The organism is Streptomyces spirodelae (assembly GCF_017676385.1).
GTDB lineage: Bacteria > Actinomycetota > Actinomycetes > Streptomycetales > Streptomycetaceae > Streptomyces > Streptomyces spirodelae.
This window is the reverse complement of the sequence record NZ_JAFFZN010000016.1, coordinates 122,340-142,455: the sequence shown is the minus strand read 5'-3', so window position 1 is coordinate 142,455 and position 20,116 is coordinate 122,340. Positions and strand designations below refer to the sequence as shown.

Below are 20,116 nucleotides of genomic sequence, written 5' to 3'. Positions count from 1 at the left end.
GATCGTGCTGCATTTCGTCATTGATGCAGGTCAGAGCCTACGGGAAGTTCTACCCATGACGGAAATCAAGCGGTTCCAGATCGACATCCCGCAGGCCGAGCTCGACGACCTCCAGGACCGGCTCGCCCGTACCCGCTGGGCGGATGAGCTCCCCGCCGATCCCGAGGCCGCACAGACTGGGCCGGTGCCTCCGGGCTGGGAGCGCGGCGTACCGCTCTCGTACGTACAGGAACTCGTTGAGCGCTGGCGCACCACCTATGACTGGCGCGAGCACGAGGCCCAGCTCAACAAGTACCCGCACTTCACGACCGAGATCGACGGTCAGAACATCCACTTCGTGCACGTGCGTTCACCGCATGAGGACGCCACACCACTGATCCTCACGCACGGCTGGCCCAACACCTTCGTGGAGTACATGGGCCTCATTGATGAGCTCACCAACCCGGAGGACCCGGCCGACGCCTTCCATGTCGTGATCCCCGACATGCCCGGCTTCGGCTTCTCCGGCCCCACCCGCGAGGCCGGCTGGAACCGCCACCGCATCGCCGACGCCTGGGCCGAGCTGATGCACCGCCTCGGCTACGAGCGCTACGGCGTGCACGGCAACGACGCGGGCGCTTTCGTCGCCCCGGAGCAGGGGCGACAGCACCCGGACCAGGTCATAGGCGTGCACGTCAACCAGCTCTTCTCCTTCCCCGACGGCACCCCGGGCGAGTTCGAGGGGCTGACGGAGCAGGAGATGGGGATGCTCCAGTTCCTGCAGTCGTTCAACTCGGAGATGTCGGCATACGCCGAACTGCAGTCCACCAAGCCGCAGAATCTCGCGCACGCGCTCGCCGACTCCCCGGCCGGCCCACTCGCCTGGATCGGCCAGCTGCTGGGCACCGCGGTCGACCCCGACACCGTGTTGACCATTGCCACCATCTACTGGCTGACCAACACCGGCGCCTCCTCCGCCCGTCTCTACTGGGAGGACCGCCACACCGAGCATCCCACGGAGCCGACCACCGCCCCCACGGGCCTGGCCGCCTTCGCCTACGACTTCCGCCCGATACACAGATTTGCCGACCGCGACCACAAGAACATCGTCGCCTGGTCCGAATTCGACCGCGGCAGCCACTGGGCCGCCCACGACGCCCCCGACCTGCTCATCACCGACCTGCGCCGCTTCTTCCACTCGCTCCGCCAGGGCTGACCCGGCGCCTTCCCGTACCGACGCACACCACAGCCGAGGCCCCGCGCCGGCTCCCCGGCACCGGGCCTCGGTGCGCGATACCGTCGACCACTCCTAGAGGTTGTCCCGTATGAGGTGGGAGTTATCCAGTGAGGGCCAGGTTGTGCGGCCGGGCGATGCCGAGCATGGCCTGGTGAACTCCGTCGCTCTTGAGTCGGCAGTCCCGCAGGATCTTCCAGTTCTTCAACCGCGACAGGGCATGTTCCACCCGCGCTCGTGCCCTTCGATGGACAGCGTTCTCTGCTTCCTGCGATGGGCTGAGGTGGCTCTGGCCTCGTCGTTTGCGGTGCGGGATGAGGAGACCGGTGCCTTGGTAGCCGCCGTCGGCGATGGTCGGGGCTCCCCGGCAGGCCCGGTCGATGCCGGACTCGGTGAAGGCCCGGCAGTCGTTGCGGCTGCCGGGCAGCGAATGCGGTGGGGAGCCCGGAGCGCGCCTCGTCACTGGTCATGGAATTCCCCGCGTCGGTGTGGTTGGACTCCCCATGCTGGACCACGCCACTGACAGCTTGTGGTCCCAGCCTGGAGATCCCCCGATTTTCGAGTGCCGATCTATGAGCTCGGCAGAATCCCCTTCAGCGCGTCACTGCGGATCTTCTGCGTTAGCGCGAGATGCTCTCGCAACAGTCGCTCATGCTCGTCCAGCCGCGTCATCGCGTCGGCGATCGCCTGCTGTGTCCCAAGATCAGGTAGTGCAACCGGCAACTCACCCAATACGTTGCGAGAGACGGTCTTCATGGCCATGCTCCCCGTGGAGCGGGCCTCGAGCCACTCGCGTGCTTCCGGACTGCGGAGGAACGCCGCGAAGTAGTCGGCGTCGAGCTCGGCGGGAGGACGAAGTACAAAGCAGCCGGTTCCGCAGACCCAGCCGTGCTGCTCCTCACGGACGACAGCACATCGCCCCAGCTCTCCACGGCGTGCCAGCACCACGTCACCACGGCGGAGTCGAAAGCGTTCCAGCCCTTCAGCGTGCTGCTCGGTGATGTATCGGATGCTCGCCTCACTGAAACCGTTGCCAGTGAGATCCTTGGGCATCACGACGGGCACACCCGCGTCCACGTAGTCCTCGGCGCGGATGAGGCTTCCCGAAGGACCGGCGAGGAGCAGGCCAGGCATTGAGTCCTCGAACAGGTCCGCTGTGGCGCCACTGACGATGTCCCGGAGCGGCACTCGCGGATGTTCAATCCCGCTGCGAGCCAACCGCTGACACATGGTGAAGCTCTTCCGGACGCTGACGCTTGATTTGGACGTGGCCAAGCCACACCGATCCAACTCATCGAGCGTGCGGCTCATGTCCAGTGCCGTCGCCGGTTGCTCCCGCTCGGCGTAGACGTACAGCCGAGGGTCGAGGCTGCCGTCGTGCATGAGGATTTCTTCGTGTGTGACCGAACGGGAGAATCCTGGTTCATGTGCCGTTGCTTGAGGGGATCGCTGCCAGGCGTGAAGCTGACTGCTGATGTGCCCCAGCTCTTCTGCGGTCAAGGTGCGCGGTCGCCGAGGCAATTGCGTGCCGAGACGGCTGGCATCGATGAAGAGGACGTCATTCGCATGGCCGGTCGGCAAGTGGCGGGACTTGTCGCGGGCGAGTACCCAGATGTGCACAGGGATGGACGTGTGGGGAGCAAAGAGATTCGGCGGTAGCGCGATGATGCCCAGGAGAGCGCCGCCAGCGATCATCCTTTTGCGGATCTCCGCCTCGCGACCGCTGGACCAGGTGGCTCGCGGCGGCATGATGACCGTCGCGAGCCCGTCCTCGCTCAGCCGGGCCCACGCGAGCTGAAGCCAGGCGAAGTTCGCATTGGACTCGGGTGGCTGGCCGAAGGGCCAGTCGATGGCATGGATGTCCTCGACGCGCTGGTTGAACGGCGGATTGCTCAACACCCGGTCGGCAAGGCCGGTACCCCGGCGGAGGAACAGCGACACCGGGTCGGAGGTGTCGACGACCGGCTGGTCTACTCCGTGGATGGCGAGGTTCAACGTCGCCAGCCGCGGATTGCTGCGATCCGTCGCGTGCGCCTCGAAAGAGTCGCCGTCGATGCGGCCGGCGGCCCCAGCGATGTGTTGTGCCGCGGCCGCGAGCATGCTGCCGGTACCACAGGCAGGATCAAGGATCCGGTCTCCGGGTTGCGGGGACGCGGACTCGACGAGCAGGCGTACCACCTCACGCGGCGTGTAGAACTCCCCCGCTGAAAAGGCGCCCTCCTGAACGTGGCGTTCGAGGAGGAGCCCACCGACTTCCGACAAACCGGCCTCGGCCAGCGTCGGGCGCTGCGTCAGCGCGGTGAGGAAAGCGGCTACCCACGGCACGTCGTCGGATGCCTCGCCACCGTCGAGGAACTCGACGTCCAGCTTGTGGATGTCAGGCACAGGGAAGTGCGGGTGCCTGCTGGCGCTCCTCATCGCAGAGCGCAGATCCATCAGCGGTGAGATGCCGATTCGAGCCTCCGAAACCGCGCGGGTCCACCGCTGGACGAACTCGTCTTCCGGTTCGCCCGCCGACTCGACGAATCCTGCAAGCATCAGGATCGCGAGCATGGACGTCAGATCGCCGAACGTGTTCCGGCCCCGCTGGAAGGGCGCGTACGCTCGCCAAAGCCGGTCAACCACGTCCGCGGCGCGGCTCTCCGCCCCCATGGTCTCCACGTGTAGGTCTCCTTGCTCTAGACCGGACCCAGTTGGCTGATCATTGCCAAGGCTGCTACGGCAACAAGGATCAGCAGACACAGGCGCAGCGTCATGCCTGTGCTCTGCATCGCCTTCCCAAGCAACTCGAAGAACGCCTTCACTCTGCGGTGCCCCCTGCCAAATTCTGCGCAGTGCTTCTGCGCATTTCTGCCTCACCCTTGGCTGTGTCGAACGACGACGGTCAGGCCTGTGGGTAGAGGCCGGATGAAGAGGAATCTAGCAGCGGCCAACGGAGAGTGTGAGTCGGCAAGTTGCTCGTTGGTTGAGGACGAGGGAGCTGCGCAGGAAAACTGCGCAACGATGCTCGCGGTGAGATTGCTGTTCACGGACACGCGGAGGGGAGTGTGGTGCTCGTCAGTTAGTCGCGGAGGCGGCCACGGGTGTGTTGCAGTTCACAGTGCCAGCTGTCGGCGAGCGGCCGCTGGAGTCGAGTTCGGCTCGGTGATGTTTCGCAGATCGCGGGCGGCCGTGCTCAGTGCGTGTTCGAGTGATCTTGGTGCTGGCTGACGGGAGCAACTGAGGAGACGGGATATGCAGGCGGTTCCCAAAATGCCCCCGGAGCCATTCGAGGGTCCGCCCCGCAATGCGCATCAGGCCCCCGGGGCGTCTCAAGCGAGGCGGTCCCGGAGGTCGCTCAGCGAATCTTGCACGTCACCGAAAGCATGATGCCACTACTCTCGGTGATGCCGGGAGGGACCGTGCATGGTCGCCGGTGCAGTGCCCGCAGTGGGGCGTCGGGAGCGTTGTAACTGACCGCGGCACTACGAGGGTGCCACGGTGACGACCAGCGTCAAGGTGGAACGGCCATAGGAGTGACGCCTGGGGCCCCCGATGTGGTCGGCCCCCAGGGACCGTGCCCTGCGTACTCGCCCTTACAGGTCGAACAGACTCTCCTGGAAGTTCTCAACGACATCCCGTCGCGGGTAGAACAGGCCCAACAGCAGAAACGTCTTGGGGCGGGCCGCGACGTTTCCGACGAAGCAGTGCACGGCCTTCTCCGGAGAGACCATCCGGTCGAACCAGCGCTCGCGGAGCTTCTCCTCCACGTCGTCCTTCCCGTACTGGCGAAGGAACTTGCGGTACGACTCGCCCGCCTCCCAGTCTCTCAGCCCCATATCGTGACCGCCGCACTCCTGATCCGCACATCGGAAGCTGTATCGGAACTCAAGTGGCACCCACTCCAACTGGCGAAGGTCCTGCGCGAGTAGATCCAACTGATCGGCCAGGGCCGCCTTCGAAGCAGGCCAGGGCTCCGCAGGAGCGAAGCGGAAGCCAGTGAACTCCGCTGGGCGGAAGACGCCGAGCGATGTGCCCCGCACCTCTTGGTCTCGCTTTATGGAGCACAGGGACGACGCCACGAGAGGCCGAACATGCGAGAAGCGTTCGCGCCAGCCGTCTGCTGTCCCGAGGCGCTCGATGACCTTGAGGGTCTGCAGATTGGGGCGCAAGCTCTCGGGACGGCGGTCCCCATGGTGTCGTTGCACATCGACCTCGACGATCGAGTACTTGGCGAACTGGCTTTCTTCATTCAGCAGCCGGAACGGAACCGGGAAGAGCCGCACATGCTGGGGCACCCCCTGGTCGATCCGTATGCCGGCCACGCAGCTCGTCTCGTGGTACTTCGCAGACAGTTCTGGATAGGTCTTGACCGTGATCATGATTCGCGCGCGTTGCCAATTCCCCGATCCCATGGTTGCCCCTCCACTGATCCCCGATCCGATTGGAGGAGAGGCATGCGCCACCGGCAAGGGCGCGTATAGGAGTGAGGGACGAAGTCAGGCCAGGGGAATGACGGGCACCGCAGCCCGTTCGCGGACCGTGTCCAGAACCAGCTGCCGGTGGCAGCGGCTCTCGTCCTTCTCGAAGCACAGGACTGCGACCCGGGACTGCCGGGCATGCTCTGCGAGGCGTTCAAGATCGGTCTGCGCTTCCGCGGACCGCAGCACCCCACGGAACCGCGCCCGGCCCACGTCGAGCCGGCCGTCCCAGAACGGCGCCCGGTTGTCCTTGGGATTCCCCAGGCCACGCAGGTGGGTGTACTCGATGCCGGCCTCGGCGAGCGCCTGCCCCAGCCGAGTCTTGCTGAAGCCCTTCTTGCGGCTGATCGGCGTGAGTCGTACGTCCGCCACGACATCGATACGGCAGTCGAGGAGAGAGGCGACGAACGAGTCGATGTCCCGGCCTTCGTATCCAGCGGACCAGAGGCCAGGAGTGGCCTTGGATTCACGGAAGAGCTCATCGAGGGAGATCTCAAGTGCCTCGGAGACCGATCCGACGGTGAAGAAACCTGGCTGGATTGCTCCCTCGCTTTCCAGTCGGGCCAGCGTTCCAACGGCGATGCCGGCTTCCTTGGCGAGCCGCTCCCGCGACCACCCTCGGCCCTCCCGCAATGCTCGCACGCGCTGGGCGAGTGCGCGGGCGTGATCGTGGGGACGCTCTGAGCGATGGCTTGCCATGTGTCGTGATCCTAAGGGCGGTTGAGACGGGCGGGCATAGTGTTCCCGGCCGACTGCGGGGTTGGATTCGCGAACGCGCAGGTCCGAGTGCCCTCAGCCGTCGCACTTCAGACGGCCTCACCGGCCACCCCCCTGGGAGAAGCCGACCAAGATCTTCTCCCAGATTTCTCCCAAACGATCTCCAGAAACCCGTCAGGGGCCTGATCCACTTGGTGGATCAGGCCCCTGATCTGGTGTTTCCTCTGTCGGGGTGGCGGGATTTGAACCCACGACCTCTTCGTCCCGAACGAAGCGCGCTGCCAAGCTGCGCTACACCCCGAAGCAACGACGACTACTTTAGCCCAGGGGAGCGCTGAGGTGAAATCGGGTTTCGGAGGGGGGTCAGTCCGCGCGGGGGGTGAGGGTGAGGAGTGTGGCCTCAGGGGGGCAGGCGAAGCGGACGGGGGTGTAGCGGTTGGTGCCGCAGCCCGCGCTCACGTGCAGGTACGACTCGCGGCCGCCCGCGCGGTGGGTGGAGAGGCCCTTCACGCGGTCGGTGTCGATGTCGCAGTTGGTGACCAGGGCGCCGTAGAAGGGGAGGCACAGCTGGCCGCCGTGGGTGTGGCCGGCCAGGATCAGCGGGTAGCCGTCGGCGGTGAACGCGTCGAGTACGCGCAGGTACGGAGCGTGTACGACGCCGAGGGACAGGTCCGCGTCGGTCTCCGCGCCGCCCGCCACCTCGCCGTAGCGGTCGCGCTTGATGTGCGGGTCGTCCAGCCCGGTCAGGGCGATCTCCTGGCCGCCGTCCAGCTTGAGGCGGCCCCTGGTGTTGGAGAGGCCGACCCAGCCCGCGGCGTCGAAGGCGTCCCGCAGCTCTTCCCACGGGTTGTGGACGACGCCGACAGCGGGAGGGTTGCCGTTGAGGCCGTGCCGTCCCGTGGCCTTCTCCAGCAGGTACTTGGCCGGGTTGCGGAGCTTGGGCCCGTAGTAGTCGTTCGAGCCGAAGACGTAGGCGCCGGGGTACTCCATCAACGGGCCGAGTGCGTCGAGGACTTCGGGGACACCCTCGGTGTCGGAGAGGTTGTCACCGGTGTTGATCACGAAGTCCGGCCGCAGTCCGGCCAGCTCGCGCAGCCAGCGCTGCTTCTTGCGCTGGCCGCGGACCATATGGATGTCGGAGACCTGCAGGACGCGCAGCGGGTGCATACCGCGTGGCAGTACGGGTACGGAGACCCGCCGCAGACGGAACGAGCGGGCTTCGATGCCTGCCGCATACCCGACGCAGGCCGCGCCGAGCGCCGAGATGCCGACGGCTGTTTTCAGGGGGATCCGGTATCGCGCGCGCATCACCCTATGGTCGCAGACCCGCGAGCCCCGCCGCAGGTCATGTGGAAGAGCCGGTTCCTCCTGTGGGAGCACGCGGCCGAGGGAGCCCGCCGGGCCGAGGGAGGTTGCGGTTGGGGGCGAGCCCATGGCTGTGGAAGCCCGCGGCGCGGGATATTGCGGGGCGGGTCTTCGCCCGGTCCTGGCACACTGGGCCCCATGACCACGCTCAAGTCCCGGCTGCAGGACGACCTGACCGCAGCGATCAAGGAGCGCGACGAGCTTCGCTCCGCCACTCTCCGGATGACCCTGGCCGCGATCACGAAGGAGGAGGTCGCGGGCGCCAGCGCACGCGAGCTCTCCGACGACGAGGTGCAGAAGGTGATCGCCCGAGAGGCCAAGAAGCGGCGTGAGGCGGCAGAGGCGTTCGCGAGCGGGGGCCGGGCCGAGCAGGCGGAGCGCGAGCGGGCCGAGGGCGAGGTGCTCGCGGACTATCTGCCCAAGCAGCTCACCGACGAGGAACTGGACGCGCTGGTCGCCGAGGCCGTCGAGGAGGCCCGCGCGGCAGGCGCCGAGGGGCCGAAGGCGATGGGCGCCGTGATGAAGATCGTGAACCCGAAGGTCGCGGGCCGGGCTGAGGGCGGCCGGGTCGCAGCCGCGGTCAAGAAGCGACTGGCCGGGTAGCCCCTGGCTGGATGGAGCCGGGCTGGGTCCCGTTCCGGGACAGAGCGGCTCAGCTCCTGGCGGCGAGACCTGTACGTACGTGTAAGGGGCGCCCTCCTGCGGGAGGGCGCCCCTTACACACAGCCTGTCAGCCCGGTGCGCTCATACCGCTACCCGAGCGCAGGGAACCGCGCGCCGAGAACCGAGAACGGAACGCCGAGAACCGAGCGCCGAGGCGCGAGCTACGGGAAGCCTCCGGCCCCCGCGTCCCAGCCGCCTCCGCCGTCCGCCGTGCCGCCGCCACCATCTGCGCCGCCGCCCCCGTTGCCGTTGCCGCCGGGCCAGCCGCCTCCCGTGCCGCCGGTGTCACCGGTGCCGCCCGGGCTGCCTCCGTTGCCGCCTCCGATGGCGTCACCGCCGCCGATGATGTCCGGCGGTACGGTCACGTCCGGCCACGGGTCGCGGGGGCGGTCGTTGTTGGCGTTGTCGTCCGGCTTCGGCGGCGCCGGTGGCTTGCGCGAGGGTGAGCGGGGCTTCTTGCCGCCATCCCGGATGGGTACGTGGTGGAAGTCGGGTGCCGGTTCGCCGGCCAGCGCGCCCGCCATCGCGTCCCGCCAGATCGGGCCGGGCACCTCGCCACCGAAGACCTTGTCGTAGGGCACGCCACCGATGCTTATGTCGACCATCCGCGTACGGTGCGCGGGGTCGCCGACCCAGACGGCGCCGGACATGTTCGGGGTGTAGCCCACGAACCAGGCGGCGTACCGCTGGTCGGTGGTGCCCGTCTTGCCCGCGCTGTCGCGGCCGCTGAGGCCCGCCTTCTTGCCGGTGCCGTCCTCGACCACGCCGCGCAGCAGCGCGTTGACCGTGTCGGCGGTCTTGGTCTTCATCGCGCGCTTGCACGTGCTCTTGGGCACGTCCAGCTTCTTGCCCTGTGCGTCGGTGATCGACTCGATGGCGACGGGGGTGCAGTGCACGCCGCGGTTGGCGAAGGTGGCGTAGCCCTCGGCCATCGTCAGCGGCGACATCTCCTGGGTGCCGAGCGAGATCGACGGCACCTGGTCGATCTTCTTGCCGTCGGCACGCTCGACGCCCATCTTCTCCGCCATCTTCGTCACAGGGCAGATGCCGATGTCGCTTATCAGCTGGACGAAGTAGGTGTTGACCGACTTCGCGGTCGCCTCCTTCATCCGGTAAGGCCCGACCTCGCTGCTGTTCTCGTTCTCGACCGGGGCCTTGCCGCGCCACTTGCCCTCGCACCTGTCGACGGGCGAGGGGTACTGCATGCGGTACGGCGAGGAGTAGGACTTGTAGGGGCTCATCCCCTTGTCCAGCGCGGCGGCGGCGATCACGGGCTTGAACGTCGAGCCCGGCTGGTAGCCGGCGCCGCCGCCCATGGACTTGTCCACGGAGAGGTTTATCTGCGTCTCATGCTCTTTGGGGCGGAATCCGTACGGGCGCGACTGGCCCATCCCCAAGATCTTGCCCGTGCCCGGCTGCACTATCGTCGCGGCGGTCGCGACCTTGTCCGACTTGTTCACATGGGAGCGGATCGACTTCTGCACCGACCGCTGCGCCTTCGGATCGAGCGTGGTCTTGATGGTGAGACCACCGCGGTTCCACCGCTTGGCACGCTCCTTGCGGGTCTTGCCGAACGTCTCGTCGTTCAGGAAGACCTCGCGTACGTAGTCGCAGAAGAAGCCCGCGCCCATGGTGGCGGTGATACAGCCGTTCTTGGGGCGGCTGACGTCCAGCCCGAGGGGCTTCTTCTTGGCGGCCTCGGCCTGCTCGCGGGTGATGTCGTGGTGCGAGGCCATCCTGGTGAGGACGACGTTGCGCCGCTTGAGCGCCGTTTCCTTGTGGATGACGGGGTCGTACCGGCTCGGTGACTGGACGATGCCCGCGAGCAGCGCGGACTGCTCCAGGTTCAGCTCCTTGGCCGACTTGGAGAAGTAGCGCTGCGCCGCCGCCTCGACGCCGTAGGCCTGCTGGCCGAAGAAGGTGATGTTGAGGTAGTTCTCCAGGATCTTCTTCTTGCCCAGCTCCTCCTCGACCTGGATCGCGTATTTCAGCTCCTTGATCTTGCGGCCGATGGTCTGCTGGGTGGCTTGCGCGACCTTTTCCGCGTCGTTGCCGGCCTCCTCCACGAAGACGTTCTTGACGTACTGCTGGGTGAGCGTGGAGGCGCCCTGGGAGACCTGGCCCGACTGCGCGTTGCGGTTCAGCGCCCGCAGTACGCCCTTGAGGTCGACGGCGCCGTGCTTGTAGAAGCGCGCGTCCTCGATGGCGACGATGGCCTTCCGCATGTACGGGGAGATGTCCTTGAGGTCGACGACCGTGCGGTCGCGGGAGTAGACCTTGGCGATCTCGCCGCCCTCGTTGTCCAGTATCGTCGTGCGCTGGCTGAGCGGCGGGCGCTTGAGGTTGACCGGCAGTTCGTCGAAGCCCTCGACGGTGCCCTTGGTGGCCAGCCCGAGCGTCCCGACGGCGGGCAGCGCGAGCCCGGCCATCACCGTTCCCGCCAGCACACTGACGCCGACGAACTTGGCGATCTGCTGGGGCTTGCTGACTCCGCTGCCCGCGCGCTTCTTGGCCATAGGTAAGAGCGTACGACGCGTCGGTGTCAGCGCGGCGGCGGGTAAGCGTGGCAAACGCCGGACAGCGCTGTGAGGGTCGCCTAAGCTGAGGCCGTTGTCACTCTGACACCTCTCTTCACCCTCTCTGTGCTCCTCATGGCCCCTCCTCCCTACTCCTCATGGCCCCCTCCTCCCTGCTCCTCGCAGCCCCGTCTTCCTCTCTCCTCGTGGCCCCCTCCTCTCCTTCACAACCCCCTCACCCCAGAGTCTCCGCAGCGCTTCCGGGTCACTCCGTTGGGTGATGTCCTGCGCACGCATAGTCCGTTCGGGCCATTCAAGATTGGGCCCGAAGGGGGTGTTGCGTGCTGTCTGCTCTTCCGTAACGTCCTCAACTGGCAACGGTGAATATGCCGTTCGCCGCCGTGGGGGAGCCTCGATTCGGGAGAGGACGGCACCGGCAATGAGCTGGGTAACAGACTGGAGTGCGCAGGCTGCCTGCCGCTCTACGGATCCGGACGAACTGTTCGTGCAGGGCGCCGCGCAGAACCGCGCGAAGGCCGTGTGCACAGGCTGCCCGGTCCGCACGGAATGTCTCGCCGATGCTCTGGACAACCGCGTGGAGTTCGGAGTCTGGGGAGGAATGACCGAGCGGGAGCGGAGAGCCTTGCTGCGCCGCCGACCGACGGTCACCTCCTGGCGGCGCCTGCTGGAGACAGCGCGTACGGAGTACGAGCGCAGCACCGGAGTGGTGCTGCCGGTCGATGTGGAGTTCGAAACGGAAGAGGACGAACGGTACGCAGCGGTGGGCTGACCGCCCGGCGGAACGGTACTGCGGAGCACACGAGGGCGCCGCCCGGCCTGTGGTCGGCCCCGTGGGCCGGCTCCAGCGGTGGCCAGCCCTGGTGGGCCGGCCGAACCCGGGCCTGCGTCAGCGGGGCCCGGCGCTCCGAGACTGGTCGGCGAGCCGCTCGCCGATGGCGCGCAGGCCGTCGAGGTCGTGTACGTCACCAGGCAGCGCGGCCACCTCGGCCAGCGGGACGTCCGGGTGCAGCGCCATGAAGCGGTCACGTGTGCGCCGCTCACGCGCCAGCAGCCGCATACGGTCGGCATGCAGCCGCAGCAGCCCGGCCGCCAGCACGGAGACCTCTGCCGAGTCCTCACGGCCGTCACGGCTCTCATGCAGGCTGTCCCGGCTCTCCTCGCCGTCCCGGCCGCCCTCGCCGCCCTGCGCATCGCCGTGACCGTCGTCCCGTGTGCTGCCGTCCGTGGACGTGCGGTCGGTGGCCGACCGCACGTCAGGGATCGTTCGCTCTGCGGCGGTTCGCTCTGCGATCGTTCGCTCTGCCGTCTCGGTCGTCGTCTCGGTCTTCTCGGCCCTCCCAAGCGTGGTGACGGACCGGGGGTGGCCGGGGTTCTCGACGGCGGGGGAGCCGTCCTCGGGAGCCGCTGGACCGGCCGATGGAGCGTCGCGATCCAGAACCTTCCCGCCCTCGCGATCCACAATGCCGCCGTCTTCAAGATTTTCGGCCGCTGCGAGGGCCCGCTCGGCGCTCAGTCCGGCCGCCTCACTGCCGTGCACCCGGTTGAGCACCAGGCCGGCCAACGGCATGCGGTCGGCGGCCAGCCGTTCCACGAAGTACGCGGCCTCGCGCAGCGCGTCCCGTTCCGGAGCCGCGACGACGAGGAAGGCGGTTCCCGGCGCCTGGAGCAGCCGGTAGGTGGCGTCCGCGCGAGTGCGGAAGCCGCCGAACATGGTGTCCATGGCCGCGATGAACGTCTGCACGTCGCGCAGCAGGCCCGCACCCAGCAGCTTGTTGAGGGCACCGGTGAAGAGGGAGAGCCCGGCCATGCCGAGGTTCACGACCTTCATCCCGGCCCGGCCGCCGACCCGGGCCGGCGCCATCATCAGCTTGATGAACTTTCCGTCCAGGAAGGAGCCGAGGCGCCCCGGCGCGTCCAGGAAGTCCAGCGCGGAGCGGGAGGGCGGGGTGTCGACGACGATCAGGTCCCACTCGTCGCCCGCGCGCAGCTGGCCGAGCTTCTCCATCGCCATGTACTCCTGCGTGCCGGCGAAGCCGGTGGAGAGCGACTGGTAGAAGGGGTTCTCCAGGATCGCCTTGGCGCGGTCGGTGTCGGCGTGCGTTTCGACGATCTCGTCGAACGTGCGCTTCATGTCGAGCATCATGGCGTGCAGTTCGCCACCGGCCGCCTTGTCGATCCCCGGGACTTCGCGCGGAGTGTTGTCCAGCTCGGACAGGCCCATGGACTGGGCCAGCCGCCGCGCGGGGTCGATGGTCAGTACGACGGTCCTGCGGCCGCGCTCGGCGGCGCGTACGCCCAGCGCTGCGGCCGTGGTGGTCTTGCCGACGCCTCCGGAGCCGCAGCAGACGACGATCCGTGTGGCCGGATCGTCCAGCAGGGGGTCGATGTCCAGCGCGTCGGCGTCCAGCGGCGTGGCCATGGATGCCTCTCCTTCCCCGGATATCGCGGGCGGCCCGGCGGTCTGTGGCGCCCCGGTAGCGGTCTGTGCTGTTCCGGGAGCGATGTGTGGTGTTCCGGGCGCGATCTGTGGCGTCTTGTGAGCGAGCGGCGGCGCTGACGGTGAAGGGGAGGTCGGCCGGGCCGCTGAAAGGGGCGGCTCCGGTGCCTCGGCGTGCCCTGGGCTCACGGGTGCTTGCCGTCCGTCCCGGCGGCGTCTGCGCCGCTGTTCTGCCACTGGCCGCGCAGCTCACGGGCGAGCCCGTACAGGCCGGCCAGTTCGACGCCCTCGCTGAGCAGACCGAGCTCCCGTACCGGCAGGCCCTGCGCGGACAGCTCAGCGCGCAATACGCGCTCGAGCCGCACCCGCTGCGCGTGCTCTCTGCCCTGTTCCAGCAGGGGTGTGACGAGCCGTTCCGCGCGACCTCCACGGCGCGCGCCCCCGAGACCGGCGCGTGCGAAGGCGTGCGCGATCTCGTCCGTGCGCCCCGGAGCCGTCAGCAGCTGCTCCTCACCGGGCAGCTCAGGGCGCACCATGTTCACCACCACGGAGGCGGCGGGCAGTCCGGCGGCCCGTAGCTCGGCGATGCCGTCGATCGTCTCCTGCACCGGCATCTCCTCCAGCAGCGTCACCAGATGCACCGCTGTCTCCGGCGACTTGAGGACCCGCATGACGGCCTGCGCCTGGTTGTGCACGGGGCCGACCTTGGCGAGCCCCGCCACCTCCTCGTTGACGCCGAGGAAGCGCGCGATACGCCCTGTGGGCGGTGCGTCCATCACCACGGCGTCGTAGACGGGCCGCTGGCGCTTGTCCCGGCGGCGTACCGCCTCGCACGCCTTTCCGGTCAGCAGGACGTCGCGCAGGCCGGGCGCGATGGTCGTCGCGAAGTCGATGGCGCCCAGTCGCTTGAGAGCGCGGCCGGCGCTGCCCAGCTTGTAGAACGTCTGGAGGTAGTCCAGCAGCGCCCGCTCGGCGTCGATGGCCAGCGCGTACACCTCGCCGTTGCCGTGCGAGACGGCGATCTTGCGCTCCTCGTACGGCAGCGGTTCCGTCTCGAAGAGTTGTGCGATGCCCTGGCGGCCCTCCACCTCGACGAGCAGCGTGCGCCGGCCGCCGTGTGCCAGGGCCAGCGCGAGTGCGGCGGCGACCGTCGTCTTGCCGGTCCCGCCCTTGCCGGTCACTACGTGAAGCCTGCTCACGGCTGGGAGCCTAATTCGTCGCTCCGGGCTCCGGCGAGACCGGCCACCGTGGACCGCCCGGGAGGCGCTCTCGGCGGCTGGGAACGCGGCTGTGTTGGTTAGGGTCTTCCCCATGACGAAGTGGGAATACGCAACCGTGCCGCTGCTCGTGCACGCGACCAAGCAGATCCTCGACACCTGGGGCGAGGACGGCTGGGAACTGGTCCAGGTCGTGCCAGGGCCCAACAACCCCGAACAGCTCGTCGCCTACCTGAAGCGGGAGAAGCAGGCGTGAGCGCGGTCGAGGACAAGCTCGCAGAGCTCGGGCTGGAGCTGCCCGAGACGGCCACCCCTGCCGGTGCGTACGTACCGGCACTGCAGACCGGCCGGTACATCTACACCGCGGGCCAGGTGCCGCTGGTGAAGGGCACCCTGCCGATGACCGGGAAGGTCGGGGCCGAGGTCACGCCCGAGGAAGCGAAGGACCTGGCGCGTACGGCGGCGCTGAACGCGCTCGCCGCGGTCAAGTCCGTGGCCGGGGACCTCGACCGGATCGCCCGCGTCGTCAAGGTCACCGGTTTCGTCGCCTCAGCGCCGGACTTCACCGGGCAGCCCGGCGTCATCAACGGCGCCAGCGAGCTGCTGGGTGAGGTGCTGGGCGCCGCTGGCACGCATGCCCGCAGCGCGGTCGGGGTCGCGGTGCTGCCCTTGGACGCGCCGGTGGAGGTCGAGATGCAGGTCGAGCTGGCTGACTGAGGCCGGGCGGGGCGAAGGGGCTCTCGAACATCGGCGCTATGGGCCGTAGCATCCGGCCATGTCGTCCTCGTCGTCCGCCTCGTCCGGCGCCTCCGCCTCGTCCGGCTCAGCCACCCCCACACCGCCCGCCGGAAATGCCGGGGGCGGTCAGTGGTATCCGCCGGAGTGGCCGGAGCGCATTCGCGCGCTGGCCGCCGGCGAGCTGACCCCGGTGGTGCCCCGGCGCGCGGCCACCGTGATGCTCCTGCGGGACACGGCGGACGGGCCCGCCGTCCACATGCTGCGCCGCCGGGCCTCCATGGCGTTCGCCGGCGGCGCGTACGCGTATCCGGGCGGCTCCGTCGATCCCCGGGACGCGCGGGTCGTCGACGCGGCGGGCCCGACGGCCGCGTGGTGGGCGGAACGGCTCGGCACCGACGAGGCCACCGCGCGCTCGACGGTGTGCGCGGCCGTACGGGAGACCTTCGAGGAGTCGGGCGTCCTGCTGGCGGGACCCGACCCGGACACCGTCGTCGCCGACACCACCGGCGAGGACTGGGAGGCGGACCGCGCCGCGCTGGTCGACCGGGAGCTGTCCTTTGCCGACTTCCTCGACCGCAGAGGGCTCGTACTCCGTGACGACCTGCTGGCGGCCTGGGCCCGCTGGATCACACCGGAGTTCGAGGCCCGGCGCTTCGACACGTACTTCTTCGTCGCCGCGCTCCCCGAAGGCCAGCGCACCCGCAACGCCTCGACCGAGGCCGATCGCACCGTCTGGGTCCGCCCGCAGGAGGCGGCGGCAGGCTACGACCGGGGCGAGCTGCTGATGATGCCGCCCACCATCGCCACGCTGCGGCAGCTCGCGCCGTACGGAACGGCGGCGGAGGCCCTCGCGGCTGCCGGACAGCGGGACCTGGTGCCCGTTGTCGCGCGCGCTCGCCTGGAGGACGGTGAGATCGTGCTGAGCTGGCCGGGACACGACGAGTTCACCAAGAGGATCGACCCCGCATGACCAACGCCGCAGCACTCCCCGGCCAGCCGCGCGGCGGCATCCTCGACGGCCAGGCCAGTCTCCGCGCCCACTGCGTGCTGGCCCCCAATCCGTCACCCATGACACTGGACGGCACCAACACCTGGATCGTCGCGGAACCCGGCTCCCGCCTGGCCGTCGTCATCGACCCGGGCCCGCTGGACGACGCGCACCTGCGCAACGTCATCGCCACCGCCGAGCAGCAGGGCAGGCGGGTCGCGCTCACTCTGCTCACCCACGGTCACCCCGATCATGCCGAGGGTGCGGCCCGGTTCGCCGAACTGACGGGTTCACCGGTCCGCGCTCTCGACCCCGCGCTGCGCCTGGGCGACGAGGGCCTGGCCGCCGGGGACGTGGTGGACACGGGCGGCCTGGAACTGCGCGTCGTGCCCACCCCTGGGCACACCGCGGACTCGCTCTCCTTCCACCTCCCAGCGGACGCCGCCGTGCTCACCGGGGACACGGTGCTGGGGCGCGGCACCACGGTTGTCGCGCACCCGGACGGCAGGCTCGGCGACTATCTCGACTCGCTGCGCGCGCTGCGCTCCCTGACGGTGGACGACGGTGTCAGCCGCGTACTGCCGGGCCACGGACCGGTGCTCGACGACGCCCAGGGCGCCATCGACTACTACCTGGCCCACCGCGCCAAACGGCTCGCCCAGGTCGAGACGGCGGTCGAACAGGGGCACCGGACGGCCGCCGAGGTGGTGGCACACGTCTACGCGGACGTGGACCGGACCCTGTGGCCCGCGGCGGAGCTGTCGGTACGGGCCCAGCTCGACTATCTGGTCGAGCACGGGCTGGTGTGACTGGTGGACGTACGTGTAAAGGGGCGCCCTCCCTAGGAAAGCGCCCCTTACATGCCGTACGGCCGGGTCAGCGCGAGCGCTTCGCCAGTCGCTCGATGTCCAGCAGGATGACCGCGCGGGCCTCCAGCCGCAGCCAGCCGCGCCCGGCGAAGTCGGCCAGCGCCTTGTTCACCGTCTCGCGGGAGGCGCCCACCAGCTGGGCCAGCTCCTCCTGGGTCAGGTCGTGGACGACGTGGATGCCCTCCTCGGACTGCACGCCGAAGCGGCGGGAGAGGTCCAGCAGCTGCTTGGCCACCCGCCCGGGCACATCGGAGAAGACCAGGTCGGACATGGAGTCGTTGGTGCGGCGCAGCCGTCGCGCGATGGCGCGCAGCAGCGCCGAGGCCACCTCGGGCCGGGCATTCAGCCAGGGCTGGAGGTCGCCGTGGCCCAGCCCCAGCAGTCTGACCTCGGTCAGCGCGGAGGCCGTGGCCGTACGCGGGCCCGGGTCGAACAGGGAGAGCTCGCCGATCAGCTCGCCGGGGCCCAGCACCGCCAGCATGTTCTCCCGGCCGTCCGGCGAAGTGCGGTGCAGCTTCACCTTGCCGTCGGTCACCACATAGAGGCGGTCACCCGGGTCACCCTCGTGGAAGAGGGCCTCGCCGCGAGCGAGCGTCGTCTCCGTCATGGAGGCGCGCAGCTCAGCGGCCTGCTCCTCATCGAGCGCCGCGAAGAGCGGGGCGCGCCGCAGAACGTCGTCCACGAGTTCTCTCCTTGTCGACCTGCCCATGGGGTCCGTGGAACCCATGATGCCGGACGGTGAAACCATGCGATCAGTCACAGCAATCAGTCACAAGTTTGACGCACGCATGCTGTCGCTCCCAACGCGGGGCGCGCTAGGGCCCCGGATCAGCCGCGTGTGCCACGAATGTCGGTGGCCCCCCTTACGCTGGCCGAGTGTCCAATACCCCGGGCAGCGCACGGAGAGAGAGGGGGCTGGGCGGGTGACGGCAACAGAGGATTCCGCTGTGAGCGAACAGGAGGCTGCCGACGCGGCAGCGTCGGCAGCGGCGCCGAGGAAGCGGGCCGCCGCGAAGAAGGCGACCGCCACGGCGAAGAAGACCGCTCAGGCGGAGAAGGCCCCCACGGGCAAGAAGACCGCCGCCGCGAAGAAGTCCCCCGCCGGGCAGACCGCCGCGAAGAAGACTGCTGGGAAGAAGGCCGCCGCCAAGAAGGCGACCGCCAAGAAGGCCCCGGCCAAGAAGACGGCCGTCGCTGCGAAGAAGGCCACCGCCGCGAAGAAGGTCCCTGCCAAGAAGACGCCCGGGGGCAAGCCGGAGTCGCGGGAGTCGAGGGCGAAGCGGGCCGCGCGGCTCAACGAGGCGCTGGCGGAGGTCTACTACTACGCACACCCCGAGCTCGATTTCGAGAATCCGTTCGAGCTGCTGGTGGCCACCGTCCTCTCCGCGCAGACCACCGACCTGCGCGTCAACCAGACGACGCCCGCCCTCTTCGCCGCGTATCCCACTCCGGAGGACATGGCGGCCGCCAACCCCGAGGAGCTGGAGGAGCTGATCCGCCCCACCGGCTTCTTCCGCTCCAAGGCCAAATCGCTGCTCGGCCTCTCGGCGGCGCTGCGGGACGACCACGGCGGCAAGGTTCCCGGCACGATAGACGAGCTGGTGAAGCTGCCGGGCGTGGGCCGGAAGACGGCGTTCGTCGTGCTCGGCAACGCCTTCGGAGTCCCCGGGCTGACCGTCGACACGCACTTCGGCCGACTGGTGCGCCGCTGGAAGCTCACCGAGCAGACGGACGCCGTCAAGGTCGAGCAGGAGATCGACGACCTGCTGCCGGAGAGCGAGTGGACGATGTTCTCGCACCGCACGATCTTCCACGGCCGGCGCATCTGCCACTCCCGCAAGCCCGCCTGCGGCGCCTGCCCGATCGCCGAGCTGTGCCCCTCGTACGGCGAGGGCGAGACGGACCCGGAGAAGGCGAAGAAACTCCTCAAGTACGAGATGGGCGGTCAGCCGGGGCAGCGCCTCAAGCCGCCGGCCGACTACCCGGGCCGCCCGGCTCCGCCTCTGCCCTCCCGGGACCCGGCCACGGAGCCACCGGCCGGGCAGTCGGCCGACGCCGCCGCCGGAGCCCAGCGGTGACGGGAGCCGGACAGTCCTCCGACCAGGCGGCGGAGCACGGGGCGGCAGGCCGCCGCGCGGTCGCGATGCCGATCGAGGTCGACGGACGCGGGCTGCCGCGGTGGCTCGGTCCCGTACGGGACGCGGCGGAGAGCGTCGAGGCGAGGCAGCTCAGCCGTTTTCTGCCGCCGGCGGACGGCCGGGGCCGCCCCTCAGCCGTGCTGGTGCTCTTCGGGGAGGGCGCACGGGGCCCGGAGCTGTTGCTGATGGAGCGGGCCTCCAGCCTGCGCTCGCACGCCGGGCAGCCCTCTTTCCCAGGTGGGGCGCTCGATCCGGAGGACGGCGATCCGCAAGGGGACGGACGGCTGCGGGCCGCGCTGCGTGAAGCCGAGGAGGAGACGGGGCTGGACCCCACGGGCGTGCAGGTGTTCGGAGTGCTGCCCAGCCTCTACATCCCCGTCAGCGGTTTCGTCGTCACGCCGGTCCTCGGCTGGTGGCGCCGTCCCACGCCGGTGGCGCCGGTCGACCCGGCGGAGACGGCGCGGGTCTTCACCGTTCCCGTCTCGGACCTCACCGACCCCACGAACCGGGCCATGGCCGTGCACCCGGCGGGCCACGTCGGGCCCGCCTTCATGGTCGGCTCCGCGCTGGTGTGGGGGTTCACGGCCGGCCTCATCGACCGGATCCTGCACTACGCGGGGTGGGAGCGCCCCTGGGACCGGGAACGCAGGGTTCCGCTCGACTGGCATGCGTGACCCGTACCGGCTGGTACGGGTGGCCGTCGCGCCCGCGCGCACATGAGACGGTGTCTCTTCCGCTCTCCTGGACCCCGGCCGCCCGCCGCGGCCGAGAGCG

The 20,116-nt window shown here is 69.1% G+C and carries 17 protein-coding genes, 1 tRNA gene and 1 pseudogene; 9 read left to right on the top strand and 10 right to left on the bottom strand.

Annotated elements, in window-relative coordinates:
* Positions 1-55: 55 nt before the first annotated feature.
* Positions 56-1,195, top strand: a complete 1,140-nt coding sequence (locus JW592_RS18535; protein WP_209266240.1) for an epoxide hydrolase family protein — start codon at positions 56-58, stop codon at positions 1,193-1,195.
* A 121-nt stretch (positions 1,196-1,316) separates the two neighbouring features.
* On the opposite strand, the pseudogene JW592_RS18530 reads toward JW592_RS18535, so the two are convergent.
* From JW592_RS18530 to JW592_RS18505, 6 genes and pseudogenes are all read right to left on the bottom strand, one after another.
* Positions 1,317-1,640 (bottom strand): annotated as a pseudogene (locus tag JW592_RS18530) (transposase family protein); the annotation flags it as partial.
* 143 nt (positions 1,641-1,783) lie between these two features.
* On the bottom strand, positions 1,784-3,865 hold the full coding sequence (locus JW592_RS18525; RefSeq protein WP_229376360.1) for a type I restriction-modification system subunit M/S: 2,082 nt from the start codon (positions 3,863-3,865) through the stop codon (positions 1,784-1,786).
* A gap of 923 nt (positions 3,866-4,788) precedes the next feature.
* The gene (locus tag JW592_RS18520; RefSeq protein WP_504739934.1) at positions 4,789-5,607 is read right to left on the bottom strand and encodes a DUF8758 domain-containing protein; all 819 of its coding nucleotides are present in this window, start codon (positions 5,605-5,607) and stop codon (positions 4,789-4,791) included.
* An 84-nt stretch (positions 5,608-5,691) separates the two neighbouring features.
* Positions 5,692-6,372, bottom strand: a complete 681-nt coding sequence (locus JW592_RS18515) for a DUF488 family protein, N3 subclade (RefSeq protein WP_209266237.1) — start codon at positions 6,370-6,372, stop codon at positions 5,692-5,694.
* A gap of 245 nt (positions 6,373-6,617) precedes the next feature.
* Positions 6,618-6,691: transfer RNA gene (locus JW592_RS18510), tRNA-Pro, on the bottom strand.
* Between the two features lie 62 nt (positions 6,692-6,753).
* A complete protein-coding gene (locus tag JW592_RS18505) occupies positions 6,754-7,698 on the bottom strand; it encodes a metallophosphoesterase (RefSeq protein ID WP_209266236.1) in 945 nt (314 codons plus the stop codon).
* 195 nt (positions 7,699-7,893) lie between these two features.
* Here JW592_RS18505 and JW592_RS18500 point away from each other — a divergent pair, with 195 nt between their 5' ends.
* A complete protein-coding gene (locus JW592_RS18500; protein ID WP_209266235.1) occupies positions 7,894-8,358 on the top strand; it encodes a GatB/YqeY domain-containing protein in 465 nt (154 codons plus the stop codon).
* 221 nt (positions 8,359-8,579) lie between these two features.
* Here the strand turns inward: JW592_RS18500 and JW592_RS18495 are convergent, their stop codons facing one another.
* Positions 8,580-10,934: a transglycosylase domain-containing protein gene (locus JW592_RS18495; RefSeq protein ID WP_209266234.1), complete on the bottom strand. Its 2,355-nt coding sequence runs from the start codon at positions 10,932-10,934 to the stop codon at positions 8,580-8,582.
* A 439-nt stretch (positions 10,935-11,373) separates the two neighbouring features.
* On the opposite strand from JW592_RS18495, the gene JW592_RS18490 reads away from it, so the two are divergent.
* Entirely contained in the window at positions 11,374-11,724 is a 351-nt protein-coding gene (locus JW592_RS18490; protein WP_209266233.1) for a WhiB family transcriptional regulator, read from the top strand.
* Between the two features lie 117 nt (positions 11,725-11,841).
* On the opposite strand, the gene bagB is transcribed toward JW592_RS18490, so the two are convergent.
* Both bagB and bagA read right to left on the bottom strand, forming a co-directional pair.
* Complete coding sequence (gene bagB / locus JW592_RS18485; RefSeq protein WP_209266232.1) at positions 11,842-13,374, bottom strand: ATPase BagB; 1,533 nt, start codon at positions 13,372-13,374, stop codon at positions 11,842-11,844.
* Positions 13,375-13,577: 203 nt separating this feature from the next.
* Positions 13,578-14,591 carry an ATPase BagA gene (bagA, locus tag JW592_RS18480; protein ID WP_209266231.1) on the bottom strand — a complete coding sequence of 338 codons (1,014 nt, stop codon included), beginning with the start codon at positions 14,589-14,591 and terminating at the stop codon, positions 13,578-13,580.
* A 112-nt stretch (positions 14,592-14,703) separates the two neighbouring features.
* On the opposite strand from bagA, the gene sp36 reads away from it, so the two are divergent.
* From sp36 to JW592_RS18460, 4 genes are read left to right on the top strand one after another with little or no spacing between them, the layout of a single operon-like run.
* On the top strand, positions 14,704-14,865 hold the full coding sequence (sp36, locus tag JW592_RS18475) for a Sp36 family protein (RefSeq protein ID WP_003975360.1): 162 nt from the start codon (positions 14,704-14,706) through the stop codon (positions 14,863-14,865).
* The gene (locus JW592_RS18470; RefSeq protein WP_209266230.1) at positions 14,862-15,326 is read left to right on the top strand and encodes a RidA family protein; all 465 of its coding nucleotides are present in this window, start codon (positions 14,862-14,864) and stop codon (positions 15,324-15,326) included. Before sp36 ends, JW592_RS18470 begins: the two co-directional genes overlap by 4 nt.
* Before the next feature lie 58 nt (positions 15,327-15,384).
* Positions 15,385-16,317 carry an NUDIX hydrolase gene (locus JW592_RS18465; protein WP_229376324.1) on the top strand — a complete coding sequence of 311 codons (933 nt, stop codon included), beginning with the start codon at positions 15,385-15,387 and terminating at the stop codon, positions 16,315-16,317.
* Positions 16,314-17,144 (top strand): MBL fold metallo-hydrolase, encoded by an 831-nt coding sequence (locus tag JW592_RS18460; RefSeq protein ID WP_209266229.1) that lies wholly within the window; start codon positions 16,314-16,316, stop codon positions 17,142-17,144. The genes JW592_RS18465 and JW592_RS18460 overlap by 4 nt, the downstream gene beginning before the upstream one ends.
* A gap of 67 nt (positions 17,145-17,211) precedes the next feature.
* Here JW592_RS18460 and JW592_RS18455 read toward each other — a convergent pair whose 3' ends face one another.
* On the bottom strand, positions 17,212-17,886 hold the full coding sequence (locus tag JW592_RS18455) for a Crp/Fnr family transcriptional regulator (RefSeq protein ID WP_209266228.1): 675 nt from the start codon (positions 17,884-17,886) through the stop codon (positions 17,212-17,214).
* Positions 17,887-18,151: 265 nt separating this feature from the next.
* Here JW592_RS18455 and nth point away from each other — a divergent pair, with 265 nt between their 5' ends.
* Both nth and JW592_RS18445 read left to right on the top strand, forming a co-directional pair.
* Positions 18,152-19,282 (top strand): endonuclease III, encoded by a 1,131-nt coding sequence (nth, locus tag JW592_RS18450; RefSeq protein WP_209266227.1) that lies wholly within the window; start codon positions 18,152-18,154, stop codon positions 19,280-19,282.
* Positions 19,283-19,347: 65 nt separating this feature from the next.
* Positions 19,348-20,016 carry an NUDIX hydrolase gene (locus tag JW592_RS18445; RefSeq protein ID WP_209266281.1) on the top strand — a complete coding sequence of 223 codons (669 nt, stop codon included), beginning with the start codon at positions 19,348-19,350 and terminating at the stop codon, positions 20,014-20,016.
* Positions 20,017-20,116 lie beyond the last annotated feature (100 nt).